General features: G+C 67.8%; 15 protein-coding genes. 7 read left to right on the top strand and 8 right to left on the bottom strand.

The window, feature by feature from the left end:
• Positions 1 to 55: 55 nt before the first annotated feature.
• Positions 56 to 508, top strand: a complete 453-nt coding sequence (locus NGM06_RS09400) for a DUF302 domain-containing protein (RefSeq protein ID WP_254266710.1) — start codon at positions 56 to 58, stop codon at positions 506 to 508.
• A gap of 19 nt (positions 509 to 527) precedes the next feature.
• Here NGM06_RS09400 and NGM06_RS09405 read toward each other — a convergent pair whose 3' ends face one another.
• The 6 genes from NGM06_RS09405 to NGM06_RS09430 all read right to left on the bottom strand — a co-directional run bounded on the left by NGM06_RS09405 (position 528) and on the right by NGM06_RS09430 (position 6,932).
• Positions 528 to 749 (bottom strand): coiled-coil domain-containing protein, encoded by a 222-nt coding sequence (locus tag NGM06_RS09405; protein WP_254266711.1) that lies wholly within the window; start codon positions 747 to 749, stop codon positions 528 to 530.
• Between the two features lie 81 nt (positions 750 to 830).
• Positions 831 to 2,090, bottom strand: coding sequence for a DNA repair protein NreA (nreA, locus tag NGM06_RS09410; protein WP_254266712.1), 1,260 nt, complete (start codon positions 2,088 to 2,090; stop codon positions 831 to 833).
• A gap of 105 nt (positions 2,091 to 2,195) precedes the next feature.
• Positions 2,196 to 3,899, bottom strand: a complete 1,704-nt coding sequence (locus tag NGM06_RS09415; protein WP_254266713.1) for a type II secretion system protein — start codon at positions 3,897 to 3,899, stop codon at positions 2,196 to 2,198.
• Positions 3,896 to 5,824 carry an ATPase, T2SS/T4P/T4SS family gene (locus NGM06_RS09420; protein WP_254266714.1) on the bottom strand — a complete coding sequence of 643 codons (1,929 nt, stop codon included), beginning with the start codon at positions 5,822 to 5,824 and terminating at the stop codon, positions 3,896 to 3,898. Before NGM06_RS09420 ends, NGM06_RS09415 begins: the two co-directional genes overlap by 4 nt.
• A gap of 26 nt (positions 5,825 to 5,850) precedes the next feature.
• The gene (locus tag NGM06_RS09425) at positions 5,851 to 6,420 is read right to left on the bottom strand and encodes a DUF7311 family protein (protein ID WP_254266715.1); all 570 of its coding nucleotides are present in this window, start codon (positions 6,418 to 6,420) and stop codon (positions 5,851 to 5,853) included.
• Entirely contained in the window at positions 6,420 to 6,932 is a 513-nt protein-coding gene (locus tag NGM06_RS09430) for a DUF7310 family coiled-coil domain-containing protein (RefSeq protein WP_254266716.1), read from the bottom strand. Before NGM06_RS09430 ends, NGM06_RS09425 begins: the two co-directional genes overlap by 1 nt.
• 123 nt (positions 6,933 to 7,055) lie before the next feature.
• Between NGM06_RS09430 and NGM06_RS09435 the strand changes: the two genes are divergently transcribed.
• On the top strand, positions 7,056 to 8,135 hold the full coding sequence (locus NGM06_RS09435) for a tubulin/FtsZ family protein (protein ID WP_254266717.1): 1,080 nt from the start codon (positions 7,056 to 7,058) through the stop codon (positions 8,133 to 8,135).
• Positions 8,136 to 8,241: 106 nt separating this feature from the next.
• Here NGM06_RS09435 and NGM06_RS09440 read toward each other — a convergent pair whose 3' ends face one another.
• Positions 8,242 to 9,207 (bottom strand): transcription initiation factor IIB, encoded by a 966-nt coding sequence (locus NGM06_RS09440; RefSeq protein ID WP_254266718.1) that lies wholly within the window; start codon positions 9,205 to 9,207, stop codon positions 8,242 to 8,244.
• A gap of 174 nt (positions 9,208 to 9,381) precedes the next feature.
• Between NGM06_RS09440 and rnhA the strand changes: the two genes are divergently transcribed.
• Positions 9,382 to 9,975 carry a ribonuclease HI gene (rnhA, locus tag NGM06_RS09445; RefSeq protein ID WP_254266719.1) on the top strand — a complete coding sequence of 198 codons (594 nt, stop codon included), beginning with the start codon at positions 9,382 to 9,384 and terminating at the stop codon, positions 9,973 to 9,975.
• Entirely contained in the window at positions 9,968 to 10,606 is a 639-nt protein-coding gene (locus NGM06_RS09450; RefSeq protein ID WP_254266720.1) for a DUF7108 family protein, read from the top strand. The genes rnhA and NGM06_RS09450 overlap by 8 nt, the downstream gene beginning before the upstream one ends.
• Before the next feature lie 27 nt (positions 10,607 to 10,633).
• On the opposite strand, the gene NGM06_RS09455 is transcribed toward NGM06_RS09450, so the two are convergent.
• Positions 10,634 to 10,990, bottom strand: a complete 357-nt coding sequence (locus tag NGM06_RS09455; RefSeq protein WP_163522223.1) for a PadR family transcriptional regulator — start codon at positions 10,988 to 10,990, stop codon at positions 10,634 to 10,636.
• Between the two features lie 225 nt (positions 10,991 to 11,215).
• Between NGM06_RS09455 and NGM06_RS09460 the strand changes: the two genes are divergently transcribed.
• From NGM06_RS09460 to NGM06_RS09470, 3 genes are all read left to right on the top strand, one after another.
• Positions 11,216 to 11,749 (top strand): inorganic diphosphatase, encoded by a 534-nt coding sequence (locus tag NGM06_RS09460; protein WP_163522222.1) that lies wholly within the window; start codon positions 11,216 to 11,218, stop codon positions 11,747 to 11,749.
• An 85-nt stretch (positions 11,750 to 11,834) separates the two neighbouring features.
• Entirely contained in the window at positions 11,835 to 12,950 is a 1,116-nt protein-coding gene (locus NGM06_RS09465) for a DHH family phosphoesterase (RefSeq protein ID WP_254266721.1), read from the top strand.
• Positions 12,951 to 13,066: 116 nt separating this feature from the next.
• Positions 13,067 to 14,410 (top strand): alkaline phosphatase family protein, encoded by a 1,344-nt coding sequence (locus NGM06_RS09470; protein ID WP_254266722.1) that lies wholly within the window; start codon positions 13,067 to 13,069, stop codon positions 14,408 to 14,410.
• Positions 14,411 to 14,630 lie beyond the last annotated feature (220 nt).

The following is a 14,630-nucleotide window of genomic DNA, read 5'->3' on the forward strand; positions in this document are numbered from 1 at the left end:
GACTCCGGACCGGGGAGCGCGGGTTTTTCACGCTCGGACGCGAAACGAGTCCTGTATGAGTCTTCCGATAGACCCCGCGCAACTCGACGGCGCGGACGTGGGCGAGAAGCGCGCGACGCTGGAGATGGGCCACGAGGAGGCGGTCGAACACGTGCGCGAGGCGTTCACCGACGCCGGGTTCGGCGTCCCGGAGGAGTTCTCCCCGTCGGAACTCCTCAACGAGAAAGTCGAGGGCGCGGACCACGACCACTACTACGTGCTGGGCGCGTGCAACCCGAACATGGCCGACCGCGCACTCCACGCCAGCGACAACCGCATCGGCGCGCTGTTCCCGTGCAACGTCGTCGTCTGGCAAGAAGAACCCGGGAGACAGACCGTCTACCACGTCAGCATCATGCGAATCGCGCGACTCGTCGGGATGGCTCCCGACGACGAGGAGTGGGACGACATCGTGAGCGAGACGGGCGAGTTGGTCGAGGAGGCGTGGGCGAACCTCGACACCGCCTGACCACTGTCGCGTTCCACTGCTACTTCTCGTCGTTCAACTCGTCGACTTCTTCCCGAAGTCGCTGAACCTCCCGGCGGAGCGCCTCGACCTCCTCGCCAGCTGGGCCGTCCGACTGCATCCGTCGGTAGAGGACGAGACCGCTGGCGACGAGTACGATCGGAATGCCGAACAGCACGACCGCGACGAGAAGCAGTATCACCAACTCCGGACCGCCGGGGACGCCGACTTGGAGGGGAATCACGCTCGGAACTGGTTCGAGTGGCGTCATAAGCTTTCTCACGCGGGCGACGGGTTCGCGGTCCAGGAAACTCCCCCGACCCAGTCACGAGAAGTCCGCGAGGTTCGCCTGCAGTCCCGAGAGCATGTTGGACTTCCGCCGGAGCGCGGCCAGCGAGACCGGAAGCTGCGGGGCGATTTCCCGGACCGCGCCGTGGAACGTCTCGGCCTCGCCGTACTCGCCCTCGAAGGCGTTGCGGACGCTCTCGCGTATCTGCCAGACGCCGACCGGTGCCCAGTAGTCGTCCGAGACTTCACGGAGGACCAGACACTTGGCCTGTCGCCCGACCGACTCCAGATGTTCGAGAACCGCGAGTCGGGAGGCGTAGTACGCGCCCGCCGTCTCCTCGACGTACCCGGTCCGGCCCTCGAAGCCCTCGTGGGCGCTCCCCATCCACGTCTCGCCGGTGGGGTCCTGATTCCAGATGCTCCCGGGGGCCTTCATCTCCACGAGTTCGTACTCCCACTGGCCGGGCGTGAGGACGACCCAGTAGCGGTTCCCGAGGTACTCGTTGACCCAGACCTGCGTCTCGTCGATGCTGGGTCGGGTCTGAATCTGGCCGCGCAGGAACTTCCCGATGGTGTCGTCCACCGCGGTGATGGACCATCGGGTCGGGACGAGGCGGCGGTTCTGTCCCCGGCCGAGTGCGCCCGCCGACAGGATGTCGTTTATCTCGTACACGTCGAACCCGCGCCGGTAGAGGTAGGTCATCGCGCCTTGGGCCTGCCAGTCGTCGTCTTCGAGCGTCTTCTTCACCGGGCGCGGCACGTGGGGGTTCTCGGTGAGGTCGGCGGAGGTGGCGCGGGCCGAGGGACCGGTCGGCGTCGTAATCTCGTCCACGTCCACGTCGAGGTCCAGCGAGTCCGAGAGACCGATTTCGACGTCCACTGGCCGGTCGGCGATGGCGACTTCGCGCTGGGTGCCGACGAACCCGTCCCACACGTCCTCGACGTTGTCCACGTTCGCCGAGTGGTTGGAGTTCAGCAGACCGGTCCGGTACTGGAGGACGTTGTCGATGTCGAGACCCCGCTCGTACCACTCGCTGCTCGTGGTGAACTCGTCGGCGCGGTCCTCCTCGCCGACGGGCGAGAGGATGCCGGTCGAGACGTCGGGGTAGTTCGAGCGCCCGACGAACACCGACGGGGAGGTGGACCCGACCAGCGAGTCGCCCTGCGTGACCTCGGCGAAGCGGTCCTGAAAGTCGTCCACGTAGTCGAGAATCTCGTAGGACTTCTCCTCGGCGAGGCGACGCTTGCGGTCGTCCTCGTCGGGGCCGAGGCCCTCGATGTACTCGTCGAGACGCATTCGTCGCCCCTTGGTACCCGAGTGATTTGAACCTTACTCGCTCCGCGGCAGGACGGTCCGCCGTCGAGTCGGACGAGAGTTCCGCGAGACCACGAGGGCTCGACGTCACGCCGCGAACCCGGCCCCGGCGAACCCGGCGAAGAACGACCCGACCGCCGCGAGGAGCGCGAGACCGACCCGGTAGCCCACCAGCGCGCGGTCGAACCCGCGCTCCAGTCCGGTCGCCAGCGCGGTCAGAATCGCGGCCATCAGCAGGACGTACCCGGCGACAGCGAGACCGAGCGCCGCGTTCGGAAGCGGTTCGCCCAACCGACCGGCGGCCATCCCGTCGGCGAGCGCCACCGTGGCCCCGCCGACCAGCGGACCGAAGACGGCCGCCGTGTTGCTGAGCGTACCGGTCACGCTGGCGAGTTCGCGCCGGGCCTCGCGCTCGACGCGCTGGAGGTCGTCGACGTGGTCGGCCATCGAGACGACCGCGCGGCCCGCGGGCCGCCCCTCGCGCGCCGCGACGGCCAACAGGGCGGCCACGCTCCGGGCCTGCGGACTCGGTACGTCGGCGAGCGCGCCGTACTCGCCGAGGAACGCCTCGCGGACGCCGACCCGGAGTCGTCGCTGGACGCCCGCTGTCTCGGCCAGCATCTCGCCCGTGCGCCCGGCGACTTCGGGCGCGGCGTCCTCGACCGCCGACTCGACGGCCGCGCCGTCGCTCACCCGCCTGCCGACGAGGTAGAGGGCGTCGGTCAGGTTCGCCTCCACGGCCCGGGCGTCGTCCCGGACGAGTTTGACCGGCCGGAACCGCACCACCAGGCCCGCGCCGACCGCTCCGCCGACGACCGCGGGCCAGCGCGTCCAGTGCGGAAAGGGCGCGGTGGCGGCGACTGCGACCAGTCCCGCGCCTGCGGCCGCCGCGGCGGTGGCCCAGCGCCGGTCGGGGACGTCCGGGTGGTCGCGCGACACCGGCGGCGGTGGGAACGCGGCGGGTCTACGCACGAGCAGCCACGAGCCTGCGCCGACCAGCGCGGCGGGCAGGAGCAGGTCGTAGAGGACCACCAGCGCGGGAATCGAGAGCGGGACGCCCGCTACGCGCGCCGCCGGGAGGACGGCGACCAGCGCCAGCGGGAGCAGGACGCCGAACGCGTAGAGCGCGGTCGTCGGTCCCCGCACTCGCTCGGCGAACGTCGCCATCCGGTCGCGAGTCCCGTCCAGTATCGCGTCCATCGCCCGGTCCAGCGTGACCTCGCGCTCGCCCGGCGGCGCGTCGGCCGCCGACTCCACGAGCAGGGCGGCCCGCCGGAGCGGCGGGTTCCAGTCGGCCCACGTAGCGCCGAACGCCGCGAACCCCGAGTTCGGCGTCCCGGCGGCGCGTCGGACGTGTCCCCGGAGACTGTCCGCGAGTCGCCCCTCGCCGCGCGCGGCGAACGCTGCCGCGCGCTCGGTCGCGGGTTCCACGCGCATCCGCAGGACCGCTCGCGCGACCAGCGCTGGTGCGGTCCCGAGCGCGGCGGTGCGACGGGCCGTCGTGAGCGCAATGGGTCCGCGGCGCGCGGCGTGGGCGACGCCTCCCGCCAGCGCGACGGTCCCGGCCGCAATCGGGACGCAAACGTGTCCGGGCGAGACTGCGGCGGTGAGAAGTCCGAGCAGCGCGACCAGCGCGGTGGTCCCGTAGCCCGCCCGGACCACCGTCTCCGCGTCGACTCCGGCGTCGAGGTAGGCCACTGCGCGACGGAGGTCGTCGCCGGTCTCGACCGGCCACGGGTAGAGTCCGGCGAGGAGTTCGACGAGGGTCCTGCGTCGCAGTGACGTACTCACGGCTCCCTCCGGTCGGCGTACGCCCGTACCACGGGTTCGGGGTCAGTGCGGCCCTCGCTGGCCAACTCCGCGAGTGTCTGCTCGCGGTCGGCGAGCGCATCCCGCACGTCGGCGTAGGACTCGGTACTGCTGGCGAGGGTGTTGACGAGCGCGCTGTTCCCGCGGTCGATGCGGCCCGTGGGAGCCAGTCCGTCGCTCCGGACTCCGAAGAGCGTCTGGAACTGGTCGCCGTCTACGACTTCCTCGATAGCCTTCACTCGGCGTCGCTTGCCATCGGGGGTCTCGAACGCTTCGAGGGTCACCACGAGGTCGGTCGTCGCGAACGACGATTCGGGGACTCCGAGGTCCGAGACGACGCGCTCGCGGACGCCAGCGCCGCCGTCGCCGTGGATGGTCCCGAGAACCGCGTCGCCGCTCGCGCCGACTCGCATCGCCTCGTAGAGGACCGCGGCCTCCTCGCCGCGGACCTCGCCGACGACCAGCGCGCCCTCCCCGAGGCGGAGCGCGGTCCGGAGCGCCTCCGCGGGTTCGAGACCCGGCCCGTCGCCGGACTCCGTCCGAAGCGGTTGCACGTCCCGACCGCGGCACTGGAGCGCGGAGACGGGGAGTTCGGGCGTGTCCTCGATGACGACTGTCCGCGTCGCGGCCGGGAGTTCCCAGCAGAGCGCGCCGAGCAGGGTCGTCTTGCCCGCGCCGCGAGGTCCGGCGACGAGTCCGGCCGCGGCGCGTTCGGCGGCCAGCGAGAGCAGGGCCGCCGCCTTCGGCGCGACGGTGTCGTTGGCCACGAGCGCGGGGAGCGTCCACGGCATGGCGTCGTGAGCGCGGAACGCGAACCCCGGCCCGTCGCTCACGGGGTCGGTGACGCCCGCGACGCGGACCGTCCCGCTTCCGGTTTCGGCGGACGCGCCGGAGTCGGCGGTCGCGCCGACCGCGGGAGTTGCGTCGAGTTCCGCCGTGGCGTCGAGGGTGGGAGACGCCCGAGAGAAGGCCCGGCCGCTGGACCGGCGGAAGCGCGAGGCGAGCGCCGCCGCACCGGACTCGGTGAGTCGGACGTTGGTCCGCATGCGCTCGCCGTCGGCGGTCAATCGAATCGGGGTCTCGCCGACCGGGGCAGTGGCGAACACGTCCGAGACCGAGGGGTCGGCGAAGAAGTCTGCCAGCACGCCGTACCCGCGAGTGTGCTTGTGGAGCGCCGCGGCGAGGGCTTCGACCGGCGCGTCGCGGTCGGCGACCTGCCGGACCGCCCGGCCGGGCGCGCGCTCGCCGGGTTCGACGGCCCCCTCGGCGAGCAGTCCGTAGGCCCGCGCGAGTACGGCGAGTGCGGACTCCTCGAAGGCGTGTTCGACCGGTTCGAGGTGGTAGGTCCGGAGCGCGCGCCGGTCCTCGTAGACCCTGACGGTCGCGCCCGTGGCGAGCCGGCGCGTCTCGGCCAAGGTCGCGTTCGGCGGAGGTTCGGCGGCCACGCGGGCCTTCGCTATCGGCGGCCCGACGAAGGGTCGGAGCGCGTCGGCGTACCCCTCCGACTGGTGGGCACACTCGGCGAGGCCGGTTTCGGCGACGAGTTCGCCGACAGGTCCCGCGCGCCCGACCGCGGCGCGGGCGGCCCCGAGCGGGTCGCGCGTGGCGCGGTCGGCGAGGTGTCGGTCGTAGAACGCCGCGCGCTCGGCGAACCGTCCGGCGGCGACGAGGAGCGCGGCCGACTCCCCACCGTAGGCGCGTTCGAGGTGGTCGGTCCGGGTCACGACCGCGTCGGCCTCGCGGTCGGCCAGCGCACCGACTGCCGTCCGGCGGCACGCCGGTTCGGCCGCGAGGTCGCCCGCGCCGGGGCAGTCGGCGGCGTCGAGCAGGAGGCGGTCGCCCTCGAAAGTGGGGTCGCAGGCGCAGTCGGGGTCCGCGTCGCGGAATCGCGCCAGTGGGTTTCGCATGGGCCGGGTTCGTCCCGTCTTCCGGTTTAAACTCTGGCGTGGCCACGCTCTACGGTGACGCGTTCTGCGGTCCTCCTCGACGGTCGAACGGACACCGTGACGGTCCGCCGTCCGTCCAGCGAGACGAGTCGGAGCGTCACCTCGTAGTCCTCACCGCCCCGGAGGACGAGCGCCCGACTGTCGTCTCCGGAGGGGTCGTCGCCGTCCCGACGCCGCTCACCGCCCGACGCACGTCTCGCCCGAGCGACGCGCAGGTCGGTCTCGACGCGGCGGACGTTGCGGTTTCCCCCTGCGATTCTGTACGCCAACACGTCGTGCGTGGCGGTGTCGGTCGCGGTCGTGTTCCCCGGGAGTCCGCCGAGCGAGACGAACGACACGGGGGTCGCAGTCGGCGAGTCGCCGGGAAGCGACAGCGCGAGCGTCCGGCGCGCGCCGGGCGACTCCTCGCGGGCGAGCGTCACCGCCGCCGCCTCGACTCGGTCGAGTTCGCGTTCGGTGAGACGCTCGGTCCGGGTCACCCGCGCGTCTTCGAGCGCGGGAGTGACGGCCGCGACCATCGCCACTGCGAGTGCGACGCCGAGGACGACCCGAAACACTACGGTAACCCTCGTAGCGACTCCGCGATACGAGCGAGCAGGCCGGGAGTCGCTCCTGTTTCGCTCACTGGGGTGTCCGAATGGGGGCGGCGGCAGATTTCACACTCACGCTGTCGGTGCGGACCGTCCGGCCGGTCGAGGCGGTCGGGTCGCGTCTGCCTCGCTGCGTCGGCCGGGCGGGTGTCGGTCTCCCGTCGCGGGTTGGACTTGGAGTCGGACCGGGCGTCGGATAACTCGGATTCGAGCGTCTCGGCTTTGGCCAACGCGGCGTCGGCCCGGCGCTCGACCGAGTCGTTGACCGCGCGGACGTTGCCGACGTGCCCACGGAGCGCCTGCGTCGCGGCGTCGAGTTCGTCGAGTCGGTCCTCTACGTCGTCGAGTCGCTCGGCGAGCGTTTCGACGCTGTTCGTCAGTTCCGCAGCGTCTCGGAGGTCGGTCAAGTCGCGGTCGTCGTCGGTTACGGTGCGCTCCACGGCCCGGAGTCGCTCGTCGAGCGCGTCGAGGTCGGACATGGGTCGAGGTTCGTCCCGCCCTCGTATTTAAAACTATCTTGATACGTAATCGTATTTACCTCCGGATACGTCAAATGGTTCGACGCCGGAAGGTTGATTAACCGTCAATTCGACCCAACTCGCATGAAAGTCGTCCTGATTGGTGTCGGGCAAGCCGGGGGGAAACTCACCCAACGGCTGGCCGAGTACGACCAACAGATGGGATTCGGTGCGGTACAGGGAGCGCTCGCGGTCAACTCCGCCGAGGCCGACCTCCGGGAACTCGACCTCGATACGGTCCTCGTCGGACAGGAGCGCGTGAAAGGCCACGGGGTCGGCGGTGACAACGAACTCGGCGCGGAAGTCATGCAGAGCGACGCGACCGAGGTGATGGACGCCCTCGACGGCCGCATCACCGCGCAGGCCGAGGCCATCTTCGTCGTCGCCGGTCTCGGGGGCGGCACCGGGTCCGGCGGCGCGCCGGTCCTCGCTCACGAACTCAACCGCGTCTACGAGATTCCCGTCTACGGTCTCGGCGTCCTCCCCGGCCGCGGCGAGGGCGCGATGTATCAGGCCAACGCCGGGCGCTCGCTCAAGACCCTCGTCCGGGAAGCCGACGCGACCCTCCTCATCGACAACGACGCGTGGCACACCTCGGGCGAGAGCATGGGCGAAGCGTTCGAGAAGATAAACCAGAACATCGCTCAACGGGTCGGTCTGCTGTTCGCGTCGGGCGAAGCGGTCGAGGGCGTCGGCGAGAGCGTCGTGGACTCCAGCGAGGTCATCAACACCCTCCGGTCGGGCGGTATCGCCACGCTCGGGTTCGCCAGCGCCGAGGCCAGCGAGGACGCCGAGGAGAACATCAACACCGTGACCTCCACGACCCGTCGTGCGCTCCTCAGTAACCTCAGCCTTCCCAACGCCATCGATGCCGACTCGGGACTGCTGGTCGTCGCCGGACAACCGGAAGCGATTCCGCGGAAAGGAGTCGAACGCGCTCGGAAGTGGCTCGAAGAGGAGACCGGGAGTCTGCAGGTCCGCGGCGGCGACTTCCCGCTCGACAGCGGACGCCTCGCCTCGCTCATCCTGCTCGGTGGCGTCGAACGCTCCGAGCGCATCGACGAGTTCCTCGAACGCGCGAAGGAGGCGAGCAAGCAGACCGACGAACCGAAGGCGGACCCCGCCGAGCAGTTCCGGAACGAGAAGCTAGACGACCTCATCTGAGTCCGGTCGCTCGTCGAGCGTGTTCGTGTGGAGAGAACGGTCCCATCGCTACAGGTCCCTATCGGGTGTCGGAAACCGCGAGAGGATGGTCGAAGGCCCCGAGACGTTAACTGTGGATGCCCATCGCCTCGATCTGTTCCTGATAGCGATTCCGGATGGTGACTTCGGTGACTTGAGCGACGTCGGCGACTTCGCGCTGGGTCTTCTTCTCGTTACAGAGCAGTGAGGCGGCGTAAATCGCGGCCGCGGCGTATCCGGTCGGCGATTTCCCGGATAGGAGTCCTTCCTCGGCGGTGGTCTCGATGATTTCGTTGGCCTTGGTCTGGACTTCTTCGCTGAGTTCGAGTTCGGAACAGAATCGCGGGACGTACTTCTTCGGGTCCACCGGTTTCATCTCCAAGCCGAGTTCCTGTGAGATGTACCGGTAGGTTCGACCGATTTCCTTCCGTTCGACGCGCGATACCTCCGAGATTTCTTCGAGGCTTCGCGGGATGCCCTCCTTTCGACACGCGGCGTAGAGTGCGCTCGTGGCGACGCCCTCGATGGAGCGCCCCCGAATCAGGTCCTCCTTGAGCGCGCGCCGGTAGATGACGCTCGCCACCTCCCGGACCGACCGCGGGACGCCGAGTGCCGAGGCCATGCGGTCGATTTCGCTGAGCGCGAACTGAAGATTGCGCTCGCCCGCGTCTTTCGTCCGAATTCGCTCCTGCCACTTTCGCAGGCGATGCATCTGGCTTCGCTTCTTCGAGGAGATGGACCGACCGTAGGCGTCCTTGTCCTTCCAGTCGATGGTGGTCGTCAGGCCCTTGTCGTGCATCGTCTGGGTGGTCGGCGCGCCCACGCGGGACTTCTCCTGACGCTCCTGGTGGTTGAACGCGCGCCACTCAGGACCGGGGTCGATTTGCTCTTCCTCGACGACCAGACCGCAGTCTTCACATACGAGTTCCGCCCTGTCGGAACTCTTCACGAGGTTGTCAGAATCGCATTCGGGGCATTCGCGTACACCCTCTGACTCGTCCTCCGTTTGCTCCGCCTCGGCTTGGCGCTCCCGCTGGCGAGTGGACCGTGTCATCGCACTTTTATAGTAGTAGTGTCGATGCACTTAAACCCTTGCCCGGTAATGGCCCCTTACTCGAAGGTCACATTCCGCCGCGCGCGTCGTCGTTTCGAGTTCTGACGGTAGTCACCCGTAGCGGCGCAAACCGCCATCGGAAGGCGTTTAAGCGGCTATCGTGGATGAACGGTCATGCCGGTTATCGAGTGCGACGTGGACGCCGCGCGCCAGAAACTAGCCGACGCGGGTGCGGACGTGTCGGCGGGCAACTCCGACCACGAGCGGTGGCGCGCGGAGCACGGCGACGCGAACGCCGTCGCGTACGACGAGAAAGTCGTGATACAGGGTTCGAATCCCCACGACATCGAGTCGCTGCTCCGCGAGGAGGGCGGCCACGCCTACGTCTACTTCGACGGCGCGAGCAGAGGGAATCCCGGACCGGCGTCCGTCGGATGGGTCGTCGTCACCAGCGACGGTATCGCCGCGGAGGGCAGCGAGACCATCGGGCGCGCGACGAACAATCAGGCCGAGTACGAGGCGCTGGTTCACGCGCTCCGGGCCGCGCGCGACTACGGGTTCGACTCCGTCGAAGTGAAAGGCGACTCCGAACTCATCGTCAAACAGGTCACGGGCGCGTGGAACACCAACGACCCCGACCTGCGCGAGTATCGCGTGACGGTCCGCGAACTGCTGGCCGACTTCGACGACTGGGAACTGAGTCACGTGCCGAGAGAGATAAACGAGCGCGCCGACAAACTGGCCAACGAGGCCCTCGACGATGCCTGAGACCGACAGTTCCGACGACGCTATCGAGAACGGCGACGAACCGGACGACGGCGAACTCTCCCGAGAGACGGTCCAGCGCGCCGAGCGCTTGACGCGACTCGCGCGCGAGGCCGTGGACGACGCGGAGGCCGACGCCTACCGCGAGGACCGGGCCGACCTGCTCGCCGACCACGACTTCAGAGCGCGGGTCCGCGAAGAGGACACCGGCGCGACGCTGGTCCTTCACCCCGACGAGTGGGTCGAACGCGTTGCTCCGGAGGAGCAACGGGACGAAGGCGGTGAAACCGCCGAAGTACGCATTCGGACCGAACGCATCGAGGACACCGGCCGCGCGGTCGAGGTGTCGCTCTCCGGGCCGGGTGACCCCGACGACTGGGACTCCGTCGAGAAACACAACCGCGACATCGCCGAGGAAGTGCGGCGCGAACACGGTCGTGTTCACGGCGACAACGTCGCCGCGTTCGCTGATTTCATGGGGAACCACTACGCTCGGCCGGTCGAATCGGCGACCAGCACAGAAGTGGCGGAGTTCCTCGAAGAGTACTTCCCGCGAAACGCGTGGCCGACAGAAAAACAACGAGCGGTCGTCGAGGAGTCTATCGACCTCGTGTTCGAGGTCGCCAACGACTAATCTTCGTCCGGGCGACGGGAGTCGATGTTACTCGTTGTCTGCGACGAGTTCGCGGACCTGTTCGGCGCGCTCCTCGTCGGTGACGAACTTCGAGAGCGTCCACTGAAGGGCGTCCACGACGACGGCGAGACCCTCGTCGGTGAGTTCGTACTGGTTGGTTCGCTTGTCGAGTTCGCTCTTCTCGACGTACCCCTTCTCGACCAGGGTGTCGAGGTTCGGGTACAGTCGCCCGTGGTTGACCTCTTCCCCGTAGAAGTCTTCGAGTTCTCGCTTGATAGCGAGACCGTACATCGGTTCCTCGGAGAGGATGGTCAGAATGTTCTTCTGGAAGGCGGTAAGGTTGCGTGCGGTACTCGTCTCTGTGAGTGTCTGTGCCTCTGACATAGACTCTGACACCCTGCGATTTGTCACGACGGTATTTAATCCTTCCTCAATTGGTCGGAGTTTACAGGAGGAATCTGCCGATACTACTGCCGATTGGTAGGCGCATCCGGGTGAAATTCGAGAATCGACGCTACGTGTCACCACGATATCCTCTCGCGCGCGACGGGACCGACGACGCAATGCCGAAAGGACTTTCCGGACTTCGGACGGATTCCCGGACTGCACATGGCGAACCTCTGGGAAGATCTGGAGACTGGACCGAACCCGCCCGAGGAGATCTACGCTGTCGTAGAGTGTCTCAAAGGCGAGCGCAACAAGTACGAGTACGACAAGGACATCCCCGGCGTCGTCCTCGACCGCGTCCTCCACAGCAACGTCCACTATCCGAGCGACTACGGGTTCATCCCGCAGTCGTACTACGACGACGAGGACCCCTTCGACGTGCTGGTCCTCGTGGAGGACCAGACGTTCCCCGGATGCGTCGTCGAGGCCCGTCCGGTCGCGCTGATGAAGATGGACGACGACGGCGAGAAGGACGACAAGGTCATCGCCGTCCCCTCCGAGGACCCCCGGTACGACGACGTGCAGGACGTGGACGACCTCACCGACCAGCAGAAGGCCGAGATTTCGGAGTTCTTCGAGACCTACAAGAACCTCGAAGCCGGGAAGCAGACCGAGACCCTCGGCTGGGAGGACAAGCAGTCCGCGATGGACGCCGTCGAACACGCGATGGAACTCTACGAAGAGAAGTTCGCCTGACGCCGCAGCGAACTTTTTCTGACACTCTCAGCGGTCGGATACCTGCCCGAAACTATTTGGCACTGGCCTGAACAACGCCGAACCGATGGCTTTCGGGTCCCCGTTCACCGGTGTCGAGACGGTCGCCGTAGCCGCGATGCTCCTGCTCTCGGGCGGATTCGTTCTCTACGCCGCTCAGTCGGTCAGCGACTGGCGGCGAGACGACGGCGAACAACCAGTAGACGAACTCAGGAACACGGTCGCGGGCCAGAATCGAGTCGCGCTCGTCGTCCCGGAAGGACCGAGTATCGACGCGCTGGCCGCGGCCATGGGTCTCCAGACGCTCTCCACGGAGTGGGGCGTCACGGCCCAACTGTTCGCGGAGGGTCCCGTCACGGGCGAGGACAGCAAGACGTTCTGCAACATCTTCGACCTCGAACTCTCGGTCATCGGCGAGGGAGCCGAGGAACTCACCGACGCCGGTGCCGCGGTCGCGGTCGGCGGCGGCGGCGGCGTCCCCCGACTCTCGAACAACCCGCCGGTCGTCGCCGTCGTCCGGCACCGACCGACCGCCGAGGAGAACATCCTCACGGTGACGCCCACCGACGACGGTTCGACCTCGACGACGGTCACGCGCCTGCTGGAGGAGGAGGGCGTCGTCCCCGACCAGCGAGTCGCGACCGCGCTGCTCCACGGCGTCCGGGCCGGGACCCGCGAGTTCCGCCGCGCCAACGGGAAACGCGACTACGAGGCCGCCGGGTTCCTCCACACCTACGCCGACCTCGGGCGCATCGAGGACCTCCGGTCGCCGGGCATGAGCGGCGACACCTTCGACGTCATCAGCGACGCTATCGCCAACCGCGAGCGCCGGGCGAGTTTCGCCGTGACGAACGTCGGTGCGGTCCCCTCGGTGTCGGCGCTGGAGGAGGCCGCCGACACGATGCTCCGACTGGAGGGGGTCTCGACCGCCGCCGTCTTCGGCATCCACGAGGAGACCATCGTGGTCTCGTGCCGCGCGGAGGACGTGCGAACCAACGCCTTCGACATCCTCGACTCCGCCTTCGGCACCAGCGAGACGACCGGCGGGAACACCGACGCCGCGACCGCACGCGTCCCCCTCGGCCTGTTCGCGCAGGTAGACGGCGACCACGAGGAGACGCTGGACATGCTCATCGACGCCAGCACCCGGAAGGCGCTGTTCGAGGCGTTCGAGAGTTCGTAGTCGGGTCGCGGGTCCGCGGACGGTCGTCCCCAACGCCGAGTCCATCATCGTTCTTCACGGCGAATACGCGTGTTACGAAAAGAAATTTCTTGTATGCCGTTCTCGTATCGGGCCACATGGGTCTCTTCGATAGGCTCCGTGGCGACGACAAGCCGCGCGTTGCCTTCTTCGGAATCGACGGCGTGCCGTATAGCTTTCTCGAGGACCACTTCGACGAGTTCGAGCATCTCGGTGCGCTCGCCGACGAGGGGTCGTCGGGCGCGATAGACAGCATCGTCCCGCCGGAGTCCTCGGCGTGCTGGCCCTCCCTGACGACCGGGGTCAACCCCGGAAAGACCGGCGTCTACGGCTTCCAAGACCGCGAAATCGGCTCGTACGACACGTACGTCCCGATGGGTCGAGACGTGCAGGCGACCCGACTCTGGGACCGCGTGCAGGAGGCGGGCCGAGACGCGACGGTGATGAACGTCCCCGTGACGTTCCCGCCCCAGCGCAACGTCCAGCGGATGGTCTCCGGATTCCTCTCGCCCGGCGTGGACAAGGCGTCGTACCCCGACGAGATGCGCGAGTACCTCCAGTCCACGGACTACCGCATCGACACGAACGCCAAACTCGGCCACAGCGAGGACAAGGAGGAGTTCATCGAGGACGCTCACGAAACTCTCGACGCCCGATACGAGGCGTTCAAGCACTACCTCCAGCAGGACGACTGGGACCTCTTCTTCGGCGTCTTCATGACGACCGACCGCGTGAACCACTTCCTCTACGAGCACTACGAGGAGGACGGCGAGTACAAGGAGGAGTTCCTCGACTTCTACCGGAAGGTGGACCGCTACCTCGGCGAGATTCGCCAGAACCTCCCGGACGACGTGACGATGATGGTCGCCTCCGACCACGGGTTCACCTCGCTGGACTACGAGTTCTACGCCAACACGTGGCTCGAACAGGAGGGGTGGCTCTCCTACGAGGACGACGACCACGAAGAACTCGGCGACATCAGCGACGACACCGAGGCCTACTCGCTCATCCCCGGCCGGTTCTACATCAACCTCGAAGGCCGCGAACCCCGCGGGAGCGTCCCCGAGAGCGAGTACGAGGCCAAGCGCGACCAACTCAAGGAGGCCCTCGAAAACCTCGAAGGGCCGAACGGTCGGAAGGTCTGTGACCGCGTGGTCGAGAAGGAGGAGGCCTTCCACGGCGACCACGCGGATATCGCCCCGGACCTCGTCGCCATCCCGAACTACGGCTTCGACCTGAAGGCCGGGTTCAAGGGCCACGACGACGTGTTCGGTCACGGTCCGCGCAACGGGATGCACAGTTTCGACAACGCCTCGCTGTTCGTGGACGACCCCGACGCGACGATTCGCGACGTGGACCTCTACGACATCACGCCGACGATTCTGGACCTGATGGAGATGGAGTACGAACCGTCCGAGTTCGACGGCGAGAGTCTGGTGTAGGCGGTCGCAGCTTTCGATTTTTCGGGGAGTGGTCTCGCTGGACTGGCGTGGATAATCTCGCTGGAATGGATAGTCTCGCTCGACTGGCGTGGAGAGCCGAGAGGCGCTAGTTCCTGCCGTCACATCTGAGTAACTGCCCAGCAGCCGCTACCGCGAACCTCACACCTCCCCACCCTCGGCGGCCGCCTGGACGCGGCCGCCTCCCTCGCGCGTTTTGCAC

It is taken from the genome of Halorussus aquaticus (assembly GCF_024218795.1).
Classification (GTDB): domain Archaea; phylum Halobacteriota; class Halobacteria; order Halobacteriales; family Haladaptataceae; genus Halorussus; species Halorussus aquaticus.

Coding starts and splice junctions, on each gene's coding strand:
- NGM06_RS09400 (WP_254266710.1), top strand. CDS start 56: ATGAGTCTTCCGATAGACCCCGCGCAACTCGACGGCGCGGACGTGGGC.
- nreA (WP_254266712.1), bottom strand. CDS start 2,090: ATGCGTCTCGACGAGTACATCGAGGGCCTCGGCCCCGACGAGGACGAC.
- NGM06_RS09420 (WP_254266714.1), bottom strand. CDS start 5,824: ATGCGAAACCCACTGGCGCGATTCCGCGACGCGGACCCCGACTGCGCC.
- NGM06_RS09430 (WP_254266716.1), bottom strand. CDS start 6,932: ATGTCCGACCTCGACGCGCTCGACGAGCGACTCCGGGCCGTGGAGCGC.
- NGM06_RS09435 (WP_254266717.1), top strand. CDS start 7,056: ATGAAAGTCGTCCTGATTGGTGTCGGGCAAGCCGGGGGGAAACTCACC.
- NGM06_RS09440 (WP_254266718.1), bottom strand. CDS start 9,207: ATGACACGGTCCACTCGCCAGCGGGAGCGCCAAGCCGAGGCGGAGCAA.
- rnhA (WP_254266719.1), top strand. CDS start 9,382: ATGCCGGTTATCGAGTGCGACGTGGACGCCGCGCGCCAGAAACTAGCC.
- NGM06_RS09450 (WP_254266720.1), top strand. CDS start 9,968: ATGCCTGAGACCGACAGTTCCGACGACGCTATCGAGAACGGCGACGAA.
- NGM06_RS09455 (WP_163522223.1), bottom strand. CDS start 10,990: ATGTCAGAGGCACAGACACTCACAGAGACGAGTACCGCACGCAACCTT.
- NGM06_RS09460 (WP_163522222.1), top strand. CDS start 11,216: ATGGCGAACCTCTGGGAAGATCTGGAGACTGGACCGAACCCGCCCGAG.
- NGM06_RS09465 (WP_254266721.1), top strand. CDS start 11,835: ATGGCTTTCGGGTCCCCGTTCACCGGTGTCGAGACGGTCGCCGTAGCC.
- NGM06_RS09470 (WP_254266722.1), top strand. CDS start 13,067: ATGGGTCTCTTCGATAGGCTCCGTGGCGACGACAAGCCGCGCGTTGCC.